General features: G+C 62.8%; 19 protein-coding genes, 1 tRNA gene and 3 pseudogenes. 9 read left to right on the top strand and 14 right to left on the bottom strand.

The window, feature by feature from the left end; translation table 11 throughout:
- Positions 1 to 214: 214 nt before the first annotated feature.
- Positions 215 to 782: pseudogene (locus LGH82_RS16185) on the bottom strand (NADPH-dependent FMN reductase).
- Between the two features lie 250 nt (positions 783 to 1,032).
- Here LGH82_RS16185 and LGH82_RS16180 point away from each other — a divergent pair.
- Together LGH82_RS16180 and LGH82_RS16175 are read left to right on the top strand one after the other, a co-directional pair.
- Positions 1,033 to 2,400, top strand: coding sequence for a cytochrome P450 (locus LGH82_RS16180; RefSeq protein WP_227349410.1), 1,368 nt, complete (start codon positions 1,033 to 1,035; stop codon positions 2,398 to 2,400).
- Between the two features lie 91 nt (positions 2,401 to 2,491).
- Positions 2,492 to 3,440 (top strand): IS630 family transposase gene (locus tag LGH82_RS16175; RefSeq protein ID WP_227343924.1). Its coding sequence is split into 2 segments (ribosomal slippage): positions 2,492 to 2,835 and positions 2,834 to 3,440, totalling 951 coding nucleotides; the frame shifts between segments, so codons are not numbered across the junction.
- A gap of 95 nt (positions 3,441 to 3,535) precedes the next feature.
- On the opposite strand, the gene LGH82_RS16170 is transcribed toward LGH82_RS16175, so the two are convergent.
- From LGH82_RS16170 to LGH82_RS16140, 7 genes are all read right to left on the bottom strand, one after another.
- Complete coding sequence (locus tag LGH82_RS16170) at positions 3,536 to 4,513, bottom strand: complex I NDUFA9 subunit family protein (RefSeq protein WP_227349409.1); 978 nt, start codon at positions 4,511 to 4,513, stop codon at positions 3,536 to 3,538.
- Positions 4,514 to 4,762: 249 nt separating this feature from the next.
- On the bottom strand, positions 4,763 to 5,215 hold the full coding sequence (locus LGH82_RS16165) for a DoxX family protein (RefSeq protein WP_227349408.1): 453 nt from the start codon (positions 5,213 to 5,215) through the stop codon (positions 4,763 to 4,765).
- A 365-nt stretch (positions 5,216 to 5,580) separates the two neighbouring features.
- Positions 5,581 to 6,582, bottom strand: coding sequence for an Ldh family oxidoreductase (locus LGH82_RS16160; protein ID WP_227349604.1), 1,002 nt, complete (start codon positions 6,580 to 6,582; stop codon positions 5,581 to 5,583).
- Between the two features lie 169 nt (positions 6,583 to 6,751).
- On the bottom strand, positions 6,752 to 7,561 hold the full coding sequence (locus tag LGH82_RS16155; RefSeq protein ID WP_227349407.1) for an ABC transporter permease: 810 nt from the start codon (positions 7,559 to 7,561) through the stop codon (positions 6,752 to 6,754).
- Positions 7,561 to 8,274 carry an ABC transporter permease gene (locus LGH82_RS16150; protein ID WP_227349603.1) on the bottom strand — a complete coding sequence of 238 codons (714 nt, stop codon included), beginning with the start codon at positions 8,272 to 8,274 and terminating at the stop codon, positions 7,561 to 7,563. Before LGH82_RS16150 ends, LGH82_RS16155 begins: the two co-directional genes overlap by 1 nt.
- 160 nt (positions 8,275 to 8,434) lie before the next feature.
- Positions 8,435 to 9,229: a transporter substrate-binding domain-containing protein gene (locus LGH82_RS16145; RefSeq protein WP_227349406.1), complete on the bottom strand. Its 795-nt coding sequence runs from the start codon at positions 9,227 to 9,229 to the stop codon at positions 8,435 to 8,437.
- 64 nt (positions 9,230 to 9,293) lie between these two features.
- Positions 9,294 to 10,106 (bottom strand): ABC transporter ATP-binding protein, encoded by an 813-nt coding sequence (locus tag LGH82_RS16140; RefSeq protein ID WP_227349405.1) that lies wholly within the window; start codon positions 10,104 to 10,106, stop codon positions 9,294 to 9,296.
- Positions 10,107 to 10,325: 219 nt separating this feature from the next.
- Between LGH82_RS16140 and LGH82_RS16135 the strand changes: the two genes are divergently transcribed.
- From LGH82_RS16135 to LGH82_RS16120, 4 genes are all read left to right on the top strand, one after another.
- Positions 10,326 to 11,174 (top strand): dimethylarginine dimethylaminohydrolase family protein, encoded by an 849-nt coding sequence (locus tag LGH82_RS16135; RefSeq protein WP_227349602.1) that lies wholly within the window; start codon positions 10,326 to 10,328, stop codon positions 11,172 to 11,174.
- Positions 11,171 to 12,748 carry a 5-guanidino-2-oxopentanoate decarboxylase gene (locus LGH82_RS16130; protein WP_227349404.1) on the top strand — a complete coding sequence of 526 codons (1,578 nt, stop codon included), beginning with the start codon at positions 11,171 to 11,173 and terminating at the stop codon, positions 12,746 to 12,748. The genes LGH82_RS16135 and LGH82_RS16130 overlap by 4 nt, the downstream gene beginning before the upstream one ends.
- A gap of 74 nt (positions 12,749 to 12,822) precedes the next feature.
- Positions 12,823 to 13,704, top strand: coding sequence for a capsular polysaccharide synthesis protein (locus LGH82_RS16125; RefSeq protein ID WP_227349403.1), 882 nt, complete (start codon positions 12,823 to 12,825; stop codon positions 13,702 to 13,704).
- 129 nt (positions 13,705 to 13,833) lie between these two features.
- Complete coding sequence (locus tag LGH82_RS16120; protein WP_227349402.1) at positions 13,834 to 14,541, top strand: SDR family NAD(P)-dependent oxidoreductase; 708 nt, start codon at positions 13,834 to 13,836, stop codon at positions 14,539 to 14,541.
- On the opposite strand, the gene LGH82_RS16115 is transcribed toward LGH82_RS16120, so the two are convergent.
- Both LGH82_RS16115 and LGH82_RS16110 read right to left on the bottom strand, forming a co-directional pair.
- Positions 14,475 to 16,394 carry a hypothetical protein gene (locus LGH82_RS16115; RefSeq protein WP_227349401.1) on the bottom strand — a complete coding sequence of 640 codons (1,920 nt, stop codon included), beginning with the start codon at positions 16,392 to 16,394 and terminating at the stop codon, positions 14,475 to 14,477. The two genes, LGH82_RS16120 and LGH82_RS16115, sit on opposite strands and share 67 nt — an antisense overlap.
- Before the next feature lie 132 nt (positions 16,395 to 16,526).
- Positions 16,527 to 17,558, bottom strand: a pseudogene (locus LGH82_RS16110) (S1 RNA-binding domain-containing protein); the annotation flags it as partial.
- Between LGH82_RS16110 and LGH82_RS16105 the strand changes: the two are divergent.
- Positions 17,539 to 18,405 (top strand): bile acid:sodium symporter family protein, encoded by an 867-nt coding sequence (locus tag LGH82_RS16105; RefSeq protein WP_264484389.1) that lies wholly within the window; start codon positions 17,539 to 17,541, stop codon positions 18,403 to 18,405. The pseudogene LGH82_RS16110 and the gene LGH82_RS16105 sit on opposite strands and share 20 nt — an antisense overlap.
- Positions 18,406 to 18,412: 7 nt before the next feature.
- Here LGH82_RS16105 and cmk read toward each other — a convergent pair whose 3' ends face one another.
- The 3 genes and pseudogenes from cmk to aroA all read right to left on the bottom strand — a co-directional run bounded on the left by cmk (position 18,413) and on the right by aroA (position 20,725).
- Complete coding sequence (gene cmk, locus LGH82_RS16100; RefSeq protein ID WP_227349399.1) at positions 18,413 to 19,063, bottom strand: (d)CMP kinase; 651 nt, start codon at positions 19,061 to 19,063, stop codon at positions 18,413 to 18,415.
- The gene (locus LGH82_RS16095; RefSeq protein WP_227349398.1) at positions 19,060 to 19,371 is read right to left on the bottom strand and encodes a DUF6881 domain-containing protein; all 312 of its coding nucleotides are present in this window, start codon (positions 19,369 to 19,371) and stop codon (positions 19,060 to 19,062) included. The genes cmk and LGH82_RS16095 overlap by 4 nt, the downstream gene beginning before the upstream one ends.
- A pseudogene (gene aroA / locus LGH82_RS16090) lies at positions 19,368 to 20,725 on the bottom strand (3-phosphoshikimate 1-carboxyvinyltransferase). Before aroA ends, LGH82_RS16095 begins: the two are co-directional and overlap by 4 nt.
- Positions 20,726 to 20,919: 194 nt before the next feature.
- On the opposite strand from aroA, the gene LGH82_RS16085 reads away from it, so the two are divergent.
- Both LGH82_RS16085 and LGH82_RS16080 read left to right on the top strand, forming a co-directional pair.
- On the top strand, positions 20,920 to 21,306 hold the full coding sequence (locus LGH82_RS16085) for a TIGR02300 family protein (RefSeq protein WP_227349397.1): 387 nt from the start codon (positions 20,920 to 20,922) through the stop codon (positions 21,304 to 21,306).
- Between the two features lie 181 nt (positions 21,307 to 21,487).
- Positions 21,488 to 21,563: transfer RNA gene (locus tag LGH82_RS16080), tRNA-Ala, on the top strand.
- A 312-nt stretch (positions 21,564 to 21,875) separates the two neighbouring features.
- On the opposite strand, the gene LGH82_RS16075 is transcribed toward LGH82_RS16080, so the two are convergent.
- On the bottom strand, positions 21,876 to 22,319 hold the full coding sequence (locus LGH82_RS16075) for a MucR family transcriptional regulator (RefSeq protein ID WP_227349396.1): 444 nt from the start codon (positions 22,317 to 22,319) through the stop codon (positions 21,876 to 21,878).
- Between the last annotated feature and the right edge of the window lie 729 nt (positions 22,320 to 23,048).

Genomic DNA, 23,048 nt, shown 5'->3' with positions numbered 1-23,048 from the left:
AGCGCGAAAAATCGGCCCCGAATCGCGCGTCTCATACCTCCTAGATATAGGCGCTAAAGGCGGTTTTTCCAAGGTTTGCAGGCATTTCCCGAGGGATCGGCGACCTGTGGTCGGCTATCCATGGCTGGCCTCGTTGGTGGTCAGCCCATCGCGCGGAGTGTGGGCGCCAATCAACGCGAGCACCCGGCAAGCACGCGTGAAGCGAAGGGTTCGCTCAGACCGAACGCATCGGCTTCAGTGCCTCGCTCCAGCGCAGCAACTCGTCCAGCATGGTCGTGGCGCTGCCGCGTACCTGTTCGCTGGCCTGGAATGCGCCGTCCTCGTCGAGCAGCTTCTGGTACATCGGCAGCACCACGCCTTCGGGTATAGGCATCACCTTCACCGAGGTCAGCAGCGGCTTGAGTGATTGCGCCGCGCGCAGCCCGCCGGAAACACCGCCATAGCTGAGGATAGCGGCTGGCTTGTACTGCCATTCACGCGACAGATAGTCGACCGCGTTGACGATCGCCGGCGCCACGAAATAATTGTACTCGGGCGCCACGAAAACGAAGGCGTCGGCGCCATCGATCGCCTTGGACCAGGCCTTTGTGTGCGCCTGCTGGTAGTTGCCGAGCCTCGGATGATGCGGTTCGTCCAGAACCGGCAGGTTGAACGTGTGAATGTCGGTCAGCACCGGTTCGAATTTTCCGTGCGCGCGCGAAAATCTCCAGCCATTGGGCGAACACCGGCCCGGCGCGGCCAGGGCGCGTGCTGCCGATGATGATGTTCAACTGGTGCTTCAAGGCGCAAACTCCTGCTGATTGACAGTATCTGTTGGTGACCGCCACCTAAGGCATCCGGCCACGGCCAACAAGAAGGCACCTTCCGGTAACCGGTCACATTCAAGAGAGCAGTTTTTCTTCGAGGCGATGGCACCTGGCCACGTGCCTTCCACCGCAAGCGGGCGGCATGCTCGGCGCGGGGGGCTGCCGTTCGGTCACATGGACGCCTGCTTTGCCAGTCACTACATTGAAGGTGACAGCGGAGCACTTCATGGACACGCAGCCCGCCCCTTTCATTCCCCCCGCACCGAAGCCGCGCACAACGCCGCCTTCGACGCTGGAGATGATCCGCATCGTCTATCGCAACCCGCTCGAACTGTGGGGTGAGCAAACCTACAACGAGCCCTGGATTTCCGCCAAGGGTGCCGGCGGGCCTCTGGTCATCGCCAACGATCCCGGCCTCATCCGCCATGTGCTGGTGGACAATGCCAAAAACTACAAGATGGCGACGGTGCGCCAGAAGATTCTGCGGCCGATCCTGCGCGATGGCCTGCTGACGGCCGAGGGCGAGGTGTGGAAGCGCTCACGCAAGGCGATGGCGCCGGTGTTCACACCGCGCCATATCTTTGGCTTTGCCCAGCCGATGCTGAAGCGCACGTTGGAGTTCGTCACCCGCTACGAAAACGGCGGCACGTCTGATATCGCCCATGACATGACGCTGCTGACGTATGACATCCTGGCCGAGACGCTGTTCTCCGGCGAGATCGCGGGCGAGCCGGGCAGTTTCGCCAACCAGATCGACCGCCTGTTCGAGACCATGGGCCGGGTCGATCCGCTCGACCTGTTGCGGGCGCCGGACTGGCTGCCGCGGCTCACCCGCATTCGTGGCCGCAAGACCATGGCCTATTTCCGCAAGATCGTGACCGACACCGTCAAGATGCGCGAGGAGAAGTTCAGGCGTGATCCAGATGGCGTGCCGCAGGATTTCCTGACGCTGCTGCTCAAGGCCGAAGGTCCGGACGGGCTGACGCGGGCAGAGGTCGAGGACAATATCATTACTTTCATCGGCGCCGGCCACGAGACCACCGCGCGCGCGCTCGGCTGGACGCTGTATTGCCTTGCGGAATCCCCGTGGGAGCGCGACCGGGTCGAGCAGGAGATCGACGCAGTGCTGGCGCGCGAACCTGATCCGACGAAGTGGCTTGATGCCATGCCGTTCACGCGCGCCGCCTTCGACGAGGCGCTCAGGCTCTACCCGCCGGCGCCATCGATCAACCGCGAGCCGATCGAGCCGGAAATGTGGAAGGATCTCTACATCCCCAAGCACGCCGCCGTTCTGGTGATGCCGTGGGTCGTCCATCGCCACCGGAAGCTTTGGGACAGGCCGGACGCCTTCCTGCCCGAACGCTTCCATCCGGGAAATCGCGAGAAGATCGACCGCTTCCAGTATCTGCCGTTCGGCGCGGGCCCGCGTGTTTGCATTGGCGCGAGCTTCGCCATGCAGGAGGCGATCATCGCGCTGGCGATCATGCTGTCGCGATTTCGCTTCGACACCACGGCCGAGACCAAGCCATGGCCGGTGCAGAAGCTGACCACCCAGCCGCAGGGCGGGCTGCCGATGCGGGTAACGCCGCGCTAGAGCAAAATCCGAGCGGATAGAATCGATAGGGGTTTCGTTGGGATTGGAAATCTGATTCAGCATATCTGCTGGATTCGGAGGCCGGCATGGCATGGCGAAATCCTTATCGGAAGATTTGCGGGCTCGGGTGGTCGCAGCGGTTGATGGCGGCCTGTCGCGACGGGCGGCAGCGGCGCGATTTGGCGTGGCGGCGGCAAGCTCGGTGCGTTGGGTCCGGGAATGGCGCGAGACCGGAGCCACCTGCGCAAAGCCGCAGGGCGGCGACAGGCGGTCCCACCGCGTTGAAGCGTATCGCGACATCATCCTGGCGGCGATCGAGAGGCGGGTGGACATCACGCTGGTCGAACTCGCCGAGTTGCTGCGACAGGAGCATGGCGCGTCGTTTGCGACGAGCACGATCTGGCGGTTTCTCGATCGTCACTCCATGACCTTCAAAAAAAACGGCGCACGCCAGCGAGCAGGAGCGGCCAGACGTGGCGGCGCGACGAAACGCCTGGTTCGACGCCCAGCCCGATCTTGATCCCGAGCATCTGGTCTTCATCGACGAGACCGGAGCCTCGACAAAGATGGCTCGACTGCGGGGGCGCACGAAGCGCGGGATGCGGTGCCGATCGCCAATCCCGCATGGCCATTGGAAGACGACGACGTTCACCGGCGCCCTGCGCCTCACTGGCATGACCGCGCCAATGGTCCTGGACGGCCCGATGACTGGCGAATGGTTTGTCGCCTATGTCGAGCAGGTTCTCGTGCCGACGCTGCGGCCCGACGATGTCGTGATCCTCGACAACCTGCCGGCGCACAAAAGCGCAGCCGCCCGTGTGGCGATCGAAGCAACCGGCGCAAGGATGATGTTCCTCCCGCCCTATTCCCCCGACTTCAACCCGATCGAGAACGCCTTTTCCAAGCTGAAATCGATTCTACGCAAAGCCGCCGCACGAACCGTCGCGGAATTGTGGGATACCATCAGCGCCGCACTGCCTTGCTTCACACCAACCGAGTGCGCCAACTACTTCGCCGCAACAGGATATGAGCCGGAATGATCAGATTCTGCTCTAGGTGTGTTGATATTCAGGTTATGCCGGCCTGCGAACGGCCTGACCTGAATCTCAACGCACCTTCAGGCAACTACGCTGAACTAAGCCGCGGGCTTGCGCTGCTGGAACTGCCCGGCCGGGCGGTAGCGCCAGAGATAGCTGGGCAGGATCGTTCCGATCGACTGCGGCTGGATGCCGAGGCCGGCCAATGTCCGGTTGGCCTTGGCCGCGGTCTCCGAGACAATGTTGTGCTCGCGCAGCTGCATCACCTGGTCCTTGGTCAGCAGCGGGTTGGGCAGCAGGCCGAGGATGGAGGCCTGGATGTTCGCCACCCACCAGGGGACGGGCACCAGCAGGCGCTTGCGGTCGATCACGGTGAGCAGCTCCTGCATGCATTCCTTGAACGTAAGCACAGTTGGGCCGCCAAGCTCGTAGGTATGGCCGGCGTCGACCTTGCCGTCGACAGAGCGTGCCACGGCTTCGGCGACGTCGCCGACATAGACCGGCTGGAACTTGGTCTGCCCACCGCCGATCAGCGGCAGGACCGGTGAATAGCGCGCCATGTTGGCGAACCGGTTGAAGAATTCATCCTCCGGCCCGAAAATGACCGAGGGCCGCAAGATGACGGCGTCCTTGATCGTGTCCAGCACCGCCTTTTCACCGAGCGCCTTGGTGCGCGCATAGTCCGATCCGGACTTCGCATCCGCGCCCAGCGCCGAAACATGGGTAAGGCCGGCGCCCACGGAACGCGCCGCCTCGGCGATCGCACGGGCACCGAACTCGTGGACGGAGGTGAATTTCTGCCGGCCGCTCTCATGCAGGATGGCCACCAGGTTGACGACATGATCAGCGCCCTGCACGGCGCGGTCGACCGACCAGCGCATGCGCACATTGGCCTGCACCGGCTGGATCTGGCCGACATTGCCAAGCGGCTGCAGATGGCCGGCGAGATCGGGCCGGCGGCAGGCAACCCTGATGCGGTAGCCGCGCTTGGCCAGCGCCCGCACCACGTGCCGGCCGACAAACCCGGACCCTCCGAACACGACGATGAGCTTGGGGGTCTGCAGGATTTCGGTCATGGCGGGCTCCGGCGCACGTTCCAGATGTTAACTGGGCCAGGATCTTGCGAGGCCCTGGCTGAAGCCGTTTCATAATCCGTTTCGTGCCAAAGGCAAAGGGGACGCGTTGTCGCCGGTGCCCTTGTTTCCAGAGCAACTCCAGGAAAAGTGTGAAGCGGTTTTCCGTCCGGAGTTGCGTCAGGACGAAAGCAACTCCAGGAAAAGTGTGAAGCGGTTTTCCGTCCGGAATTGCGTCAGGACAAAAGTGCCTCAGAATGCCTTGCCGATGCGTGCGTCGACCGAATGGCGGTTACCGCCGCGGATGACGAAGAAGAACAGGATCGCCGCCCACAGAAGCGATTTTTCGGCGCCCGAAAAGCCCTGGCCCATTGTGACCCAGTGGAACCATACCGTGACCAGGAGCACGAACATGCCCGCAAAAGCCGCCGGGCGCGTCAAAAGGCCGATGGCGATGAGGATGCCGCCGAAGAATTCGGTGCACGCCAGAAGCAGTGACCAGAAAGCGCCGGGATAGAAGCCCAGGCCCTCAACCATTTCGGCGGCGCCGAAGGGGTTGGTGATCTTCTGCGAACCATGGATGGTGAGGAACGCACCGGCGACAACGCGCAGAATTGTTTCTGCTGCGTCATTCAATGCCGAATACAGGCGACCAAGCGGCGGAATGATGAGGCTGCCGCGGGAAGCGTCGGTGGTTGCGGACATCGTGGCTCCTGTTTTTGTGTTCATCCCTCGCAGACGCCCGATGGCTCCCGGCAAGTCAAGTTAACAAAAGTTAACTATTATAATCATGTTTATTGGATGAGGGATGCAGAAGCAGAAAACCCCGCCGAAGCGGGGTTTTCCGGGTGACGCTCATGTCGAAAACAGGGTCCAACGAGACGGCCTGACCTGAGACGGTATCGGCGTGGCGTGAGACGCCCGCCCCGGCCCTGGATGCATCCGGCAGGAGACACCGACCGGGCAAACCCCGACCCGGACAGCTATTGGTCGCCGCGAGGGGGGAAAAGGTTCAGCGAGACGCGGCAAATTCGTGCCCCTCGGCTATTCCAAGCCTGGGCCGGATCTCGTCAGGCGGAATAGCGGGCGGCGAACTCGGAAATGCGCTGCACCACGGCCTTGGGAGCCGTGATGCCCCGCGCGGACGCCTTCTCGGCGGCTTCGGCGCGGGAGCGGCCGGGCACATGCACGCCGTAGCGCCGCCGCAGCCGATCGAGCTGGTCTTTCATCCGTTGTTCGAAATCCGGATCAAGCAGCTTTGGCTCGATGGCAAGCACGAAGAGGCCGGTTCCGGGGCTGTCCGGTCCGCCGGTGAACCATGGCGCGTCGAGCGACCAGTTGGCGCCCGACAGGCCGGCGGCCAGCACCTCGACCATCAGCGCGATGTTGGCGCCACGCTGGCCGCCAAAGGCCAGCATAGCGCCTTTCATCGCAGCGGCCGGATCGGTTGTCGGGTTGCCGCTGGCGTCGAGCGCCCAGCCTTCGGGGATCGTCTTGCCGTCCTCTGCCGCCTTGCGGATGTTGACGAAGGCGGTGGCGCTCGACGACTGGTCGATGACCAGCGGCGCGCCATCGGCGGCGGGAGCGGCAAAGGACATGGGGTTGGTGCAATAGACAGGCTTGACCGAGCCGGAGCCGGCAAGCACGGCCGGCCCGTTGGTGGCGGCAAACGACACCAGTCCCTGCGCGGCCAGGCGTCCGGTGAAATAGCCGAGCGCGCCGCATGTGTAAGCGTTCTTCTGCGAAAAGATGGCGACGCCGAACAGCTTTGCCGACTTGGCTAGATCGTCGATGGTGCGGTCGAAGCCCGTATGCGCCAGGCCGCCGCGCGCATCGGAGAGATAGACGGCGAGTGCCGGCCTGGTGATCACCGGATCGGCATTGCCGTCGATGCGGCCGGCCTCAAGCGCTTCGAGGTAGTCGATGAAATGCGACAGGCCGACGGTGGCAAGACCTTCCGCCTCGGCCGCGACGATGGACGCCGCCAGCGATTGCGCGGCCTCTTCATTGGCGCCGGCGCCAAGCGCCGCCATCCGGCACAATCCAGTTGCCTGGTCGAGACTGAGTTGCATCATGGCCGTCCTGAAATCGCGAGTTTGAGCTTCGTATCCTTGGTATCAGGACACGAGCCTGCATTGCTGCTGAAAATCGCCGGCGAGTAGAAAAAAAGCGGCGCGCAGTCACCGTCCGTCCACCGCTGATCTGCAACCTGCAGATGGCCGCGTAGGTCCCATAGCCGCCCTAGCCGACCTTGTTGGGTATCCGCGCCTCGATCCTGCTGAAGGCAAAGACCAGGATGCCGGTGACCGTCATGTAGATCAGGGCCAGCAGCAGCAGGGGTTCGTAGGTGAGGTAGGTGTCCTGGCGCACTTTCGACGAGACCGCGAAGATGTCGATGACGCTGATCGTCGCCACCAGTGGCGTCGATTTCAACTGCAGCACCGTTTCGCCGGTCAGCGTCGGCAAAGCCCGGTAAATGGCCTGTGGCAACCAGATGCGGCGAAAGATCTTCCAGCGGCTCATGCCGAACGCGCGAGCGGCTTCAAGTTGCCCCTTGGGCACGCCGGCAAAGGCGCCGCGCATCACTTCGCCTTCATAGCCGGCGAAGGACAAGGTCAGCGCCAGGACGCCATAGGGCCATGCCTGCCGCAGATACGGCCACATCCAGGAATCCCTGATCCATGGATATTGCGGAAACAGCGAGCCCAGTCCGTAATAGAGCAGCCAGAGCTGGATCAGCAGCGGCGTTCCTCGGATGACCGTGCAGAAGGCCTTGGCGGGTGCCGCGAACCAGAACGAGCCGGTGGCCTGCGCCAGTCCGAGCGGCACGGCAAACAGGAACCCCAGGATGCAGGTGACAGCCAGGATCCACAGCGAGCGCCACAGGCCCATCAATCCCATCGCGTAATATTGCGGCAGCCAGTCCCAGCGCATGAAGAACACGGCTGACAGGACCAGGCCCAGCGCGATCAGGATCAGCACGATGCGATGCGGTTGCAGCCACAGCGAGGTGCGTGCGGCGACGTTGATGATGGTCGCTTCACCGGCCATCAACGCGCCTCCTTGATCGAAGGCATGCCGCGTCGTGACCAGGCCTCGACGCGACCGATAAGGAAGTTCGAAACCAGCGACAGCAGCAGATAGAGCGCGCCCGCAGCCATGTAGAAGGTGAAATAGGCCTTGGTGACGCCGGCGGCCTGCCGCGTTGCCAGGGCCAGTTCATAGAAGCCGACAACCGCGAGCAGGGCGGTGTCCTTGGTGGCGATCAGCCAAAGATTGGCGAGGCCTGGAATGGCGAAGGGCAGCATCGCCGGCAAGGTGATGCGCCGCAGCAGAAGGCCGGGCGACATGCCATACGCGCGGGCAGCTTCAATTTGCCCCTGCGGAATGGCAAGGATCGCGCCGCGGATGACCTCGGTCGAATAGGCGCCCTGCACGAAACCGAGCACGGCGATGCCGGCCGCCAGCCCGCTGATGTCGATGCGCTGATAGCCGAGCGCGGTCAGCACCTGATTGATCAGGTCGGTTCCGGCATAATAGAGCAGCAGGATCAGCACCAGTTCGGGCACGGCTCGCACGATCGTGGTGTAGATAGCCAGCAAATCGCGCACCACCGGCCCGCCATAGAGCTTGCCATAGGCGCCGCCCGTGCCGATCAAAAGTCCCACGCAAGTGGCGCCCACCGCGATTTCGATCGAATGGAGCAGCCCAAGCAAAAGCGTTCCGCCCCAGCCTGGCGGCGTGGGCGAGAGAAGTTCGATGATACCGGCCGCGGAGGCCGAGAGGAATGCGTCGATCAGCGTCGCCCCCGAAATGCTGACGTCAACCGCTGGCCGTTCTCGTCAGCGGAAACGTGCGTGGACAGGTTCAGGCGAGACCGCACGGTGCGCAAGGCGCCGCGCGGTCACAAGCTCGTGCTTGCCGTCAATTCGACTGGGGCGCGTCACCATAGACGTCGAAATTGAAGTACTTCTTGGTGATTTCAGCGTATTTGCCGTTGGCGCGGATGGCCTTGATGCCGGCGTTGATCTTGTTCTTCAGGTCGGTATCTTCCTTGCGCACACCGGCGCCAACGCCTGGCCCTAGCACCTCGAGATCCGGCGCAACCATGCCTTTCAGGTCGCAGCATGCCTTGCCCTGGTCGGATTGCAGGAAAGCGTCGAGCGCGATCGAATCGGCCTGCACCGCGTCGAGCCGGCCCGCGGCAAGATCGTTGTCGGCTTCGTCCTGGGTCTGATATTCCTTGATCTCGGCGGCGTCGGTGAAATGCTTCTTGGCGTAAACGGCGTGGATGGTCGAGACTTGCACGCCGATGACCTTGCCCTTGAGGTCGTCGGGCGTGGCGCCGAACTTCTTGTCCTTGGGCCCGATGATGGCGGTCGGGGTGTTATAATATTTATCGGAGAAGTCGATCGTCTTCTTGCGCTCGTCGGTGATCGACATCGAGCTGGCGATAACGTCGATCTTCTTGGTCGTCAGCGCCGGGATGATGCCGTCCCAGGCGACAGGCGTGATGACGCAGTCGAGCTTCTCTTCGGCGCAGACGGCGTCGATGAAGTCGATTTCCCAGCCGACCCATTTGCCCGAAGCGTCCGGCGAGGTGAAGGGCGGATAGGGTTCGGCGGCGACGCCGATCTTGATCGGATCGGCCTTGGCCACGCCCATCGCGGCGACGCCCAGCAACAGGCCCGCGGCAAAAATCTTCAGCACAGTCTTCATATTCACAACTCCCAGTTTGTTATGGTTGGTGTTCCCGTTTTTCGTCCGCCCTCGGCCTTGTCCCCTAGCCGATGTTGCGGATGAATTGCTTGAGCCTTTCGGATCTCGGTGCGCCAAAGATCTGCTCCGGCGGTCCTTCTTCCTCGACCAGCCCGTTGTAGAGGTAGACGACGTGGGTCGCGACCTCGCGGGCGAACTTCATTTCGTGGGTGACCAGCACCATGGTGCGGCCTTCGCGGGCCAGGTCGCCGATCACCTTCAGCACCTCGCCGACCAGTTCAGGGTCGAGCGCCGAGGTCGGCTCGTCGAACAGCATGACGCGCGGATTGATGGCGAGGGCCCGGGCGATCGCGGCGCGCTGTTGCTGTCCGCCCGACAGGTAGGCTGGATAGACGTCGCGCTTTTCGGCAAGGCCAACGCGCGCCAGCAGCTTTTCGGCTTCCGCGATCGCCACGTCGCGCTTGACGCCGAGCACATGGACGGGAACCTCGATGACGTTCTCGATCAACGTCATGTGGCTCCACAGGTTGAAATTCTGGAACACCATGCCGAGCTTGGAGCGGATGCGTTCGATCTGCTTGCGGTCGGCGGGAACCGTATGGCCGTGGCTGTCGGCCTTCAGCTTGATCTCCTCGCCATTGACGCGGATGATGCCGCTCGTCGGGTTCTCCAGGCAGTTGATGCAGCGCAACAGCGTCGACTTGCCGGAACCGCTGCCACCGATGATGGCGATGACCTCGCCGTCGCGCGCCGACAGCGAAACGCCCTTCAGGACATGCAGTTCGCCGAATTTCTTGTGCAGGTTCTCGACATGGATGGCTTCAGCGGCGCCATTGAGCGCCGTGGTCTTCAGTGCGGGAGCGGCGCCTGGCGCCATCACCGTCTCTGCGCTCCGCGAAGCGACCGGATTCGTCGTTGCTGGAATGTTTTACCCATTACCCGTCACTGTACAGAGTTCCCATTCTCAAGATGGACCGTTCTGCTTGCCTCCGTCAACCATGGTTTTTGGACCATTGATCACGGCTTGCTGTAGTGGTTATTGGCGGGCGGGATGGACAGGGAGAATTTAGTGGACAAAACATACGGGTCGCAGTCCATGGCCGGACCGCTGAAGCGCGTGCTGATGCGTTCCGCCGCCAGCGCCATGCGGCGGGCCAAGGCGGCCGAATGGCACTATGGCAGCGGATTCGACCCACAAAAAGCCGCTGACCAGCATGACCAGCTGACCAAACTGGTGGCGAAGTCCGGCGCCAAGATCGAATGGCTGACCGACGCCGATGACGGGCTTGCCGATTCCGTCTTCACCCACGACCCGTCGCTGATGACCGATCACGGCGCCATCATTCTTTCCATGGGCAAGGCGCTGCGCCGGACCGAACCCGGCCTGCACGAGGCAGCCTACATCAGCATGGGCGTGCCCATTCTTGGCCGCATCGAAGCGTCCGGCCAGGTCGAGGGCGGCGATTGCGTCTGGGTGGACGCGAACACGCTGGCTGTTGGCCGAGGCGTGCGCACCAACCAGGACGGCATCCAGCAGCTCTCCAACCTGCTCTCGGCCAAGGGCATCCAGGTCCTTGGCTTCGACCTGCCACTCTGGCATGGCGAGGAGGCGTGCCTGCACCTGATGTCGGTGATCAGCCCGCTTGCCGACGACCTGGCGCTGGTCTACGCGCCCCTCTTGCCGGCGGCCTTCTACCAGATGCTGAAAGCGCGGGGCATGAGGCTGGTCGAGGGTGACGCCGACGAGTTCCACGCTTCCAGCGGCCTCAGTCTCAACGTGTTGCCGACCGCGCCGCTCGACGTGATCGCCGTCGCCGGTTTCCCGAAGACGGCGGCGGCCATGCGGGCCGCCGGCTGCACAGTTTCCACCTTCGAGGCCGACGCGCTGTGCATCGCCTGCGAAGGCGGCCCGACCTGCCTCACACGTCCGGTGTTCAGACAATGACGACAATCGGCGAAGCGCTTATCTCCCTGCTGGAAGCCCATGGCGTCGATACCGTCTTCGGCATTCCTGGCGTGCATACGGTCGAACTCTATCGCGGGCTGGCGCGCTCGAAGATCCGCCACGTCACGCCACGCCACGAACAGGGCGCCGGCTTCATGGCCGACGGCTATGCCCGCGCCAGCGGCCGGCCAGGCGTCGCCTTCGTCATCACCGGACCCGGGCTGACCAACACCATCACGGCCATGGGTCAGGCGCGCGCCGATTCGGTGCCGATGTTGGTGATCTCCGGCGTCAACGCCATGCCGACGCTGGGCAAGGGCCTCGGTCATCTGCACGAACTGCCTGACCAGCGCGGCATGATGGAGAAGGTGGCGCTGTCGTCCTACCGCGTAACCGAAGCCGCCGAGTTGCCCGGTGCCCTGGCGCGGGCCTTCGCGCTGTTCTCATCCTCGCGTCCTGGCCCGGTCCATATCGAAATCCCGACCGACGTGATGGTCAAGCCGGCCGATGGTATCGCGGCCTCGCTAAGCAATGCCGTGCCGCCCGCGCCGGATGACCGGAAGATCGCCGAGGCAGCCAAACTCATCGCCGCCGCCCGCCGTCCGCTCATCCTTGCCGGCGGCGGTGCCAAGCAGGCTGACGAGCCGTTGAAACGCCTGGCCGAGCGGCTGGGAGCGCCGGTTGTCCAGACGGCCAATGCGCGCGGTCTCATGCACGGCCATCCGCTTTGCGTGCCGGCCAGCCCGAGCCTGAAGGCGGTGCGGGCGCTGATGGCCGAAGCCGATCTGGTCATTGCGGCCGGCACCGAATTCGGCCCGACCGACTATGACGGATACGGCGATGGCGGGTTTGTTTTGCCGGCTAACTTGATCCGCATCGATATCGGCGCCGACCAGCTCGCGCGCCGCCCGGCCACGGTTTCGATCCAGGCCGATTGCGGTGATGCGCTCGAAGCGCTGCTTTCGCGAATTGGCGACGCGCCCGCACCCAGCGACGGCCAGGCGCGCGCCGCCGTGGCACGGCAAGCGGCCTTCGCCGAGATCAGCCCGGCCATGCAAGCACAGGTGCGCGTGGTCGAGACGATCCGCGACGTGCTGCCGGGATCGATCATCGTCGGCGATTCGACCCAGCCCATCTACGCCGCCAACCTGTATTACGATCATGACCGGCCGGGCGGCTGGTTCAATGCCGCCACCGGTTTTGGAGCGTTGGGCTACGGGCCGCCGGCCGCGGTGGGCGCCGCCCTTGCCGTTCCCGATGCGCCGGTCGTCTGTCTCACCGGCGACGGCGGTTTCCAGTTCACGCTGCCGGAACTGGGCGCCGCACTCGATGCGCGGGCACCGGTCATCTTTGTGGTGTGGAACAATCGCGGCTATCGCGAGATCGAGACCTCGATGCTCGATGTCGGTGTCGAACCGGTCGGCGTGTCGCCCGCGCCGCCGGATTTCTGCAAGCTGGCCGAAGCCTACGGCATCGCCGCGGAGCGGCTGACCGACACAGGCGGTCTTGCGGATGCGCTCAAACGCGCGCGGGCAGCCGGGGTGCCGCGCGTCATCGAAATCACGGTCGACTAAGCGCTGTGCCCGAGAATGTTGACGGCCGGCCGACGCCTTCCTTTTTCAGCGAGCAGACGCCGTTCCGGGATACGTTGAGAATTCCGCATCTTGCCCCGCTGCGCTGGGCAGCCTCCTCGCCGGCTTTGCCCTGGTCGTTGCGCAGCGGCGCGGCGAAGGTCAGCATGACGCTTGCGCGCAAGAGAAATCGGCGAGCCCGCCGCGTCGCGGTCGACCATTCCCATTGGTGTTCCGCCAGCACGCCGACCGGCGGTCTGGGCCCGATCTGGCAATATTGGGGGCAAGGCGTTGACGAAGTCCCGCCATTGATCAGGGCGTGCCTGCGCTCCGTGCAGCGACACAAGGCTGATCGCGAGCTGATCGTGCTCGACGACAAGACGATAGAAAACCACATCGATCTGCCGGATCATCTCTGGGACAAACGCCGATTGATGACCAAGCAGCATTTTTCCAATCTCATTCGGTTGAGTCTGCTGCAAAATCATGGCGGGACATGGCTGGACGCCACCATCCTGCTGCGGCAGCCTGTTCCCGCCGAAATCGAGCGCGAGGATTTCTACATCCTACGCGAGACGAACCATCATCCACGGCTCGTGGAAACCTGGTTCATCCATGCCCGCAAAGGGCATCCGCTGGTCGAGACGGTGCTTCACGGCCTGTCGGATTACTGGAGGAAATACGACAGGCTGCACGAATACTTCATGTTCCCCTACCACTTCGAGGCATCGCTTCTCCTGCACCGGCGGCTTCTGCGCGACTTCCTGCGCACGCCGCAGGTCGGCGCGGATCGGCCGCATGAGTTGCAATGGCAGCTCTTCGAGCCGTTTGACGAGGTCGCCCATCGCGCGCTCTTCGACGGTTTCTGGCTGCACAAGCTTTCGCGCCACGGCGGGCGGCCGGCAACGAGCGAACGTTTGCTCCACGATGCGATCGTCGATGGCTGGCCGATGGCTTGACGCATGCAAAGACGCAACAACTGCCATGTCGAGATATCAGTTGAGTGATCGTGCGAAAGGCGCGACGCTCTGCGTCGGCGCGGCATAACAAGCGACATAATCATAAAAAATAACAGGAGCGGTCCAAGGATGACGGAAACACTCGAAGGCAGGCATATCGTCGTGACCGGCGGAACGGGAGCGCTCGGGGGCGCTGTCGTGGGGAAATTGCTGGGCGAGGGCGCGATCTGCCATGTGCCCAATGCCCATGCCGCCGCACCCGCGCATTTTCCCTTCACCGCGCATGACCGCGTCAGGCTGGCGCACAATGTCGATCTCTCGGACTCGGCCAAGGTCGAGGCGTTCTACAGTCAGGTTCCGGGCTTGTGGGGCTCGATCCATCTGGCAGGCGGCTTTGCCGTGGCGCCCATAGAGAAGATCGAATCGGCGTCCTTTGCCGAGATGATGGACACCAATGCGCGCACCGCCTTCCTGTGCTGCCGCGCCGCGGTTCGCTCGATGCTGGCGTCGGAGACGCCGGGCCGTATCGTCAATGTCGCCGCGCGGGCGGCGCTGGAGCCGCGCCGGGGCGCCGGTATGGTCGCGTACGCGGCCAGCAAGGCGGCAGTGGCCGCGATGACAGTGGCCATGGCGGAAGAATTGAAGGGCAAGGGCATCCTGGTCAACGCCGTGGCACCCTCGACGCTCGATACGCCGGCCAACCGCGCCGACATGCCCGATGCCGATTTCACCAGATGGGTCAGCCTTGAAGCGGCGGCCGAGGCCATCGCCTATCTCGTCTCACCGGCCAATCTGGCGATAAGCGGCACGCTGGTGCCGCTTATCGGCCGAGCCTGAGCAAGAACCTTCGAAGCAGGGCAGGCTGGGTCCGTTCCGTGGGCGTTGCGGTAGCGATAGATGCGCAACGGCGATGATGTGTCGGTCGGACATTCCGCCAGCCATGACGGCGGGCGGCCTTCCATCAGCATCGCCGCGAATGGGTAGGTTTTCTCGAGTTGGGGCGCGGGCGCGCCTCTCCATGCGCAGACCGCCACATGTGTTGCCTTGGATTGACCGAGAATCGCGCGCGGATCAGCGGTTAGAGGATCAAGGAACCGATAGGTCCGTTCGATGCCGATGGCCGCGCGATGGTTGGGGACTGCCACGACCTTGGGGCCATCGGCAAGAGCGAGAAGATAGGCGCCGATTGTTGGCGGCGAAAGGACGACAGCCTCCGCCGGCCAACCGTCTTGCAATGTGACACGCCCAAGATCGCAACTGCTTGCTAGATAGGCAGCGGTAATTGCGGCTTGAATAGGTCGCGCCGACAAGGAGTAAATTACCATCGCCGCCGACATGGCGAGGCCTGGCAAGATCAACATGTATCTCGGCACGATCACTGGCATCCGGGGTGTCAGATAGGCCGCCATCAGGGTATGCGGCGGCACAAAAGCCGCGACGACGAAGAGAAGGCCGATGCCGGAAAACATCGGAACATAGCGAAGGTAGCGAAAATAGCCGACGCCCAAAGTCAGGGCGAGAAGCGAGAACAGGGCGATGATGGCGACGGCGCGATCGTGGCCACGCTGGGCAAGGCATATGACCGTGGGAGCGAGCGCGCCGACGAACAGGATCATCATGCTGGGAAAACTCCCGGATAAGACGAAATCAGGGCGCCGAAACAGGCTCATTTCCTGCGGAATCCTGTCGAGCATGTTTTCGCGAACATAGGAATCAAGTTGGGCATAGGGGCCCGTCAGGCATTGCGGGAACAGCATCAGCAATGTCGCCAGGCTCGCCGCCGCAAGTGCCACGAGAATTGCCGCCCGCGTTGCCCACCATTTACGCTGGCCCGCAAGCGCGGGTACGACGGCGAAAGACAGTCCCGCGGCGATCAGTGCCAGGGCATGCAGGGCAGAATAGGTATCGCACTTGGCTGTGCCGTAGGCTGAAGGCGGCACGATAGCCGCGAGCAGAACCGCCGCGCCGATCGCCAGCGCCAAGCCGAATGCGACGATTCTGTTTGCGCCATCCTTTTGCGCAAATATGAAGTCGAAGGCGTAGATTCCCAGGACAAGCACGTAAAATGGCGCGAACTCCACGCTGATCGCGAGCGCCAAGGCCGTCAGCACGCCGTTGCCGAAGGCAGCGAAGCGGTTTTGCGACAGGGTCAATACCAGTGTCGCCAAAAGCAGCAGAATCTGCAGATTATGATAGTCGATTCGTCCCGGCGCGAACTCGAAGAATGCGCGTATGGCGAAGATCGAAGCCAAGGGCAACGCGAAGACCGTGTTGGCAAATCCCACCGCGATCAGCAATCGGTTGTAGAAGTAGAGCGCGGGCGCAAGCAGCAACAGCGGGACGACAAGGCCTGCTATCGTCAACGATGGCTCAAAGCCGGCGAATGGCATGAGTACGCTGGCGAATAGCGCATATGGCAGGTCCACGATCCAGGGCCAATGCGTAACGTAGGGCTCGGACTGGAGAATACCGGGCAAGGTCCGGTCGAAAATAGGTCCGGTTTCAAGAAAAACGCGAATCTCATGCAGTTTGACGAGATCGTCCACATCACCATTGAGCTGCAAGCCCAATGATCTGACCACGATCATCAATATTGCCATGCCCAAAAAGCAAAACAGGACCGGCGACCTCGTATAGAGGCCTTGCAAGGATGACGGCCGCGAAGCGAGCCGATCGACACCATCACGCATGAGAAATCCTACTGCGTATTGGTCGGTCTATATGGAGAAAAGATTGCTTTGCCGTAAAAGAAAAACCCCGCCGGATCGCTCCGGCGGGGTTCTTGTTACTGGCCGCGCGAGGCGCGGCGGCAGAGTTGATGCTTAGCTGCCCTGCTTCTTCAGCGCGGCACCCAGGATATCGCCCAGCGAAGCGCCGGAGTCGGTCGAGCCGTACTGTGCGACTGCTTCCTTCTCTTCGGCGATTTCCAGCGCCTTGATCGAGACCTGCAGCTTGCGGGTCTTCTTGTCGAAGGCGATGACGCGGGCGTCGAGCTTCTGGCCGACGGAGAAACGCTCGGGGCGCTGCTCGTCACGGTCACGGCTGAGGTCGTTGCGCTTGATGAAGGTCTCGATGCCGCTGTCGACCAGCCGCACTTCGAGGCCGCCATCCTTGATGCCGGTGACTTCGCAGGTGACGACGGCGTTCTTGCGCAGTTCGCCTGAAGTCGCCGCTTCGCCGACCGAATCCTTGGCCAGCTGCTTGATGCCGAGCGAGATGCGCTCCTTCTCGATGTCGACGTCGAGCACCTGCGCCTTGACCATGTCGCCGCGATTGTACTCTTCGATGACCTGCTCGCCCGGACGGGTCCAGTCGAGGTCGGAAAGGTGCACCATGCCGTCCACGTCGCCTTCCAGGCCGATGAACAGGCCGAACTCGGTCTTGTTCTTGACCTCGCCCTCGACCTGGCTGCCGACCGGATGGGTGCGCGCGAAGGCTTCCCATGGGTTCTCCAGCGTCTGCTTGAGACCGAGCGAGATGCGGCGCTTGGCCGGATCGACCTCGAGCACCACCACGTCGACTTCCTGCGTCGTCGACAGGATCTTGCCGGGATGCACGTTCTTCTTCGTCCACGACATTTCCGAAACGTGGATGAGGCCCTCGATGCCCGGCTCCAGCTCGACGAACGCGCCGTAGTCGGTGATATTGGTGACGGTGCCCTTGATCTTCTTGCCGATCGGGAACTTGGTGCCGATCTCGGACCACGGATCGCTCTCGAGCTGCTTCATGCCGAGCGAGATACGGTGGGTTTCCTGGTTGATGCGGATGATCTGCACCTTGACCGTCTGGCCGATGTTGAGGATTTCGGTCGGATGGTTGACGCGGCGCCATGCCATGTCGGTGACATGCAGCAGGCTGGGTCTTGGCCTGTCGCTCAAGCTCCAGGATTTTTCAAAGGTTGTCTCGCGGCCGAAAGCCATTCTGGTGGCCCTTGTCGTTCAAATCCTTGTGTTGCCGGTCATCTGTTTTGGCATCGTGTCCGTTTCGGCTCTGCCGCCATCCATGGCGGTCGGCATGATGCTGCTCGCGGCCAGCCCCGGTGGCCCGTCCGCGGTTCTCTACACGCATCTTGCCAGGGGCGACACGGCGCTCAGCCTGACGCTGACGGCGATCAACTCTCTGGTGGCGCTGGTGTCGGTGCCGTTGATCACCAATTTTTCCCTGCTGCATTTCTATGGCGCCGGCCAGATCATCCCGTTGCAGATCGAGAAATTCCTGCAGTTCTTCGCCCTCGCGTTTGTTCCTGCCTTCATCGGGATCGCCATCCAGCACCGCTATCCGGCCCTGGCCGACCGCATGGAGAGCCCCGTCAAGCTGCTGGCGATGCTGTTCCTGGCGGTGGTCGTTCTCTTTGCAGTCATCGGCCAGTGGGACCTCATCATCACATGGGGACCGGTCGTAGGCCTTGCCGCCCTTGCCTATAATCTGGCGAGCATGGCCGTGGGCTACGTCGTGCCGCTCCTGTTGCGCGTCGAAAGGCGGCAGGCAATCGCCATCGCTATGGCGAGCGCCATCCACAACGCCGCGTTCGTCATCACTCTGGCGCTCAGCGAATATCTGCTCAACAACGCCGAAATGGCGATACCTCCGGCGCTTTACGCCCTGATTGCCTATATCACCGCCGGGGGCTTCGTGGTCATCTTGAACAGATCAGGCAGATATGTCCGATCGACGGCGCGATCGGACCACAACGCGGCGTGACAGCCGCTCAGGCCTGGTCTCTCCCGGCCATTGCACGGTCGATGATCGCCATTGCCGCCAGGAACGCGGCTTCGATGGTCATCTCACTGGTGTCAAGCAAGTGCGCGTCGGCGGCCGGCTTCAGGGGCGAGTCGGCGCGCCCCATGTCGCGCTCGTCGCGGCGCATGATATCGGCGAGGATCTCGACGAAATTGGCGGTGCCGCCGATGCTTTCGATTTCGGCCAGCCGCCGTCTTGCCCGCACCTCGGCGCTCGCCGTCACATAGAGCTTTATGTCGGCGTCGGGGCACACGACGGTACCGATGTCGCGGCCGTCGAGAACGGCGCCCGGCGGCGTCTTGGCGAAGTCTCGCTGCTTCTCGACCAGGATGCGCCGCACCGAGGGAAACACCGCGACCTTCGAGGCCGCCTCGCCAACCGCATGCGCCGACAGCACCGCCCGGTCGAGCTTTGCCAGGTCGACCTGACGGGCCGCGGTTTCGGCGGCCGAGACATTGTCGAGCGGCAGGCCGAGCCGCAGCAGCGCATGCGCCACCGCGCGGTAGGTGAGGCCGGTGTCGAGCAGGTTCAGCCGGTAATGGTCAGCCAGCCGGCGGGCGAGGGTGCCCTTGCCGGCGCCGGCGGGGCCGTCGATGGCGATGGTGAAGACGTGTGTCATTCGAACCCTCGATGCAAGTGCCTCACTCCACCGGCGCTCAAAGTCAGCCGCCGCGACTTCCGAGGCTCGAACTGGCTGTCCGAATTGATCTCTGCGAGATCAGGAAAGCCTTCTGTCGAATTTCTAGTCCCTCCGACCTCTATATCTTCCGACCCGTCAAGGGCGCCGCCGCGAATGGCAAAGCCCACGGAGCCATCTGTATAGAACTCTAAGGTCCGGTTCTGAAAATTGTCGTCGGCGATTTCATACCAGAGGTAGGACGCTTCCTCTGGTATGTCATGTTTCCAATGGACGAAAACGTATTTCACTCGATCTCCGCGCCCAGTCCCTTCATCAGGCCCATGAATTCGGGAAAGCTCGTCGCGATCATCGCCTGGTCGTCGATGGTCACCGGCTTTTCCGTCGCCAGTCCCATGACCAGAAAGCTCATGGCGATGCGGTGGTCGAGATGCGTCTTGACCGTCGTGTCCTGGCCATTGGGATGGCCACCCAGCCCCTTGCCGCCGGGTTTGCCGCGCACGGCAAGCGAAGCCTCGCCCTCAGTGCAATCGACGCCGTTGAGCTTCAGCCCGTCGGCGACGGCCGACAGCCGGTCGGACTCCTTCACCCGCAGCTCTTCCAGTCCCTGCATCAGCGTTTCACCTTCGGCGAAGCTGGCGGCGACCGCGAGCACTGGATACTCGTCGATCATCGACGGCGCCCGCTCGGGCGGCACGGTGACGCCCTTGAGTTCGGAGTAGCGCACGCGCAGATCGGCGACGTCCTCGCCGCCGGCATTGCGAGGGTTGAGGATGTCGATCTTGCCGCCCATTTCCTGCAGCGTCAGCAGAAGCCCGGTGCGTGTCGGGTTCATCAGCACGTTTTCGATTGTGATGTCGGAACCCGGCACGATGAGCGCCGCCACCAGCGGGAAGCCGGCCGAGGAGGGGTCGCCGGGAACGGCGATCGTCTGTCCCGTGAGCTTGCCCTGGCCCTCGATGAAGATGTGACGCACGCCGCGCTCGTCGGTCTCGACCGACAGGTTGGCGCCAAATCCGCTGAGCATCTTTTCAGTGTGGTCGCGTGTCATCACCGGCTCGATCACGGTGGTGATGCCCGGCGTGTTCAGCCCGGCAAGCAGCACCGCCGACTTCACCTGCGCCGAGGCCATAGGCACGCGATAGGTGATCGGCGCTGCGTGTTTGGGCCGCGTAGCGTGATCGGCATGCGGTCGCCGGGCGTCGCCTTCAGTACCTGCACGCCCATCTGGCGCAGGGGTTCGAGCACGCGGCCCATTGGCCGCCCGGACAGCGAGGCGTCGCCGATGAAGGTCGTTTCCATGTCATAGGTACCGACGAGGCCCATGGTGAGCCGCGAGCCCGTCCCCGCATTGCCGAAGTCGAGCGGGCCTTCCGGCTGCAGAAGCGCGCCATTGCCGGTGCCGCGGATCACCCATTCCGCGCCGAGCTTTTCTATATGCGCGCCCATCGCCTTCATGGCCGCACCCGTGCGCATCACGTCCTCGCCTTCCAGCAGGCCGGTGATGCGGGTCTCTCCGGAGGCTAGGCCGCCGAACATGAAGGAGCGGTGCGAGATGGATTTGTCGCCCGGCACGCGTGCCGTACCGGAGAGGGCGGATGATTTGCGGGCGGTGGCCGACTTCGGGGTGGCGGCGTGAGACATGGAATTTCCCTGGACGGAATGCCGGCGGGCCGGCGCTTTTCATTTGTTGCGGCGGTCTCGTATCACGGCGGGTCGAAATGGTCATCCCCATCAGCGAGCCCTTTCAATGCTTGGTTTTGTGACGCCGGCTTTTCGCTTTGACAGCGCTGCAAACTGTGGTTAAGGGGACCACTCTTTTATTGACGAGGCTTGCCGTGGCAAAAACCGAACTTGGCACAAAACGCATCGACCCGGAGACGGGCCGAAAATTCTACGACCTGAACAAGGACCCCGTCGTCTCGCCTTACACGGGCAAGACCTATCCGCGTTCCTATTTCGAGGAAGGCAAGATTGCCGCCATCGAAGAGGAAGAGGAAGTGGCCGAGAAGGAAGTGGACGCCGAGGACGAAGAGGGCGTTGAGGTCGTCTCGCTCGAAGAGGCCGACGACGACGCCAAGGGCGACGACCTGCCCGATCTCGGCGATGATGAGGACGTCGATCTCGGCGACGACGAGGATGACACTTTCCTTGCCGACGAAGAGGAAGAAGACGACGATGTCGCCGATATGATCGGCGTGGGCGACGACGACGACGAGGTCTGAGGACAACCGTTTGCAGGCTTTCCGGCCTGCGAGCAACTTTCTCGGCCTGTGGACAAAAAGCCGGTGTTCAAGGCTTGATATTGACGAAGGGCGGGGTTAGAAGCCGCCTGCACTAACGGCGCGGTCACCAACCCGCGCCGGATCTCTTCGCCGGAAACGGCGCCGGTTGACTGCCGGATGTGGGGCCATAGCTCAGTTGGGAGAGCGCTTGAATGGCATTCAAGAGGTCGTCGGTTCGATCCCGATTGGCTCCACCAAGTTTCTCTGACAATCAATGGATTGGACGCGAACCCGCCTTGGGGATGCAGTCTATTGCCGCTCGGGCGCCTGCCGCGGCCGGACAATTCGCCGCCCTTTTCCTCCCGGTCGCGCGAGACGGGTTGGCTTTTCCCGGTCGAGCCAGCGACAGGGCCACACATGCAAGTCAGCCCTGTCGGGACCTGCCGGCTAGATCGGGATGACGTCTGGTTGAATCGTCATCCCGATCCATCTCTTTGTTGGGACATGATCTCTGGACAAACGGGACCGTTTGTCCGAGAAAACCGGGTCCCACTTTTCGGGTTCATGCTCTAGGCTTTCGGCCTTCGCTTGGACGGTGCTTTGACGGGCGCCGCTCTTCTGCCGAGGCCTGCCGCTTTTGCCAGAGCGGACCGCTGAGCGGCATAATCGGCCGAAACGATGGGATAATCAGGCGGCAGATTCCATTTCTGGCGGTACTCGTCGGGCGTCATGCCAAGCAGGCTGAGATGCCGCTTCATTGACTTGAATTTGCGACCGTCCTCCAGCGACACGATGTAGTCAGGAAACACCGACCGCTTTGGGTTGACGGCAGGCGTCTGTACGGGCCGTTCGACGATTGCAGGCGGACCAAGATTTGCAATCGAGAGATAAACCGAAGCAATCAAATCCGAAAGATTAGCCGAAGGTATGGAATTATTTTGCACATATGCAGAGACAATTTCTGCGGTCAGTCCAATTAGTTCTGCCGAGCGACGGTCGGTCTCTTCTGTCATCTCGCGGTCCTCGTGATATCAATTTTCAGGATTTCTAATAGGCCATGGGCGGGGTGCATCATCGGACATATTCAGTCCTTCAACCGTATCCGTTGATCATGGTTAAGATGGCCGGCGCCGCTTGGGAGTTCGGGATGGCGCCGGCCAGGCGGGTATCAGGTCCGCCGCCCGACAAGACTAGTTGAGTCGCTGGGATGCGGCATGGCGTGATCGCGGAAGTTCGACGCGGCATCTGGCGCCCCGCGGCATTGTCTCGCGCCCTATTCGTTGGATCGCGAAAATCGGCAATGCAACTCCGGCTGGCGAGGCTGCGGGCGTTTCGCGTCGCTTGCCGGGAATCATCCACGCCCTCGAAGAAATAACAATTGCAAGCCAAGCATTCATGTAGGACCTTCCGCGATCACGGAATTACCGCTCGCGGGAGTCGTGCTACGTTCTGCCCGCGGCGTTTTAATCCCGCCTGGCCGGTGCCAAAGGTAACCCCAAGCCCCCCGCCCCCTTCGGCGCCGGCCGTGGGCGGGCTTCATTGAACGAGCGGATCGTCCGTCGCACGGTCGAACAGCCTGACCAGGGATTGCTCCCTGGATGGCGAGCCGCGGTTGATCCGCCACCCGCCCGGTCATATGGAGCGGGAGAATCCGCTGAAGGCGGAGCAGAAGGTGTCTTGGATACCTTTCAATAACCATGAGTCGATTTCAGTTTCTGGCCTAACCTTCACCCCTCGCCTCC

This window comes from Mesorhizobium sp. PAMC28654, from assembly GCF_020616515.1.
In the GTDB taxonomy this organism is placed as follows: Bacteria; Pseudomonadota; Alphaproteobacteria; order Rhizobiales; family Rhizobiaceae; genus Mesorhizobium.
Note: the sequence above shows the minus strand (reverse complement) of the source record. Positions and strands in the feature narration are given on the sequence as shown.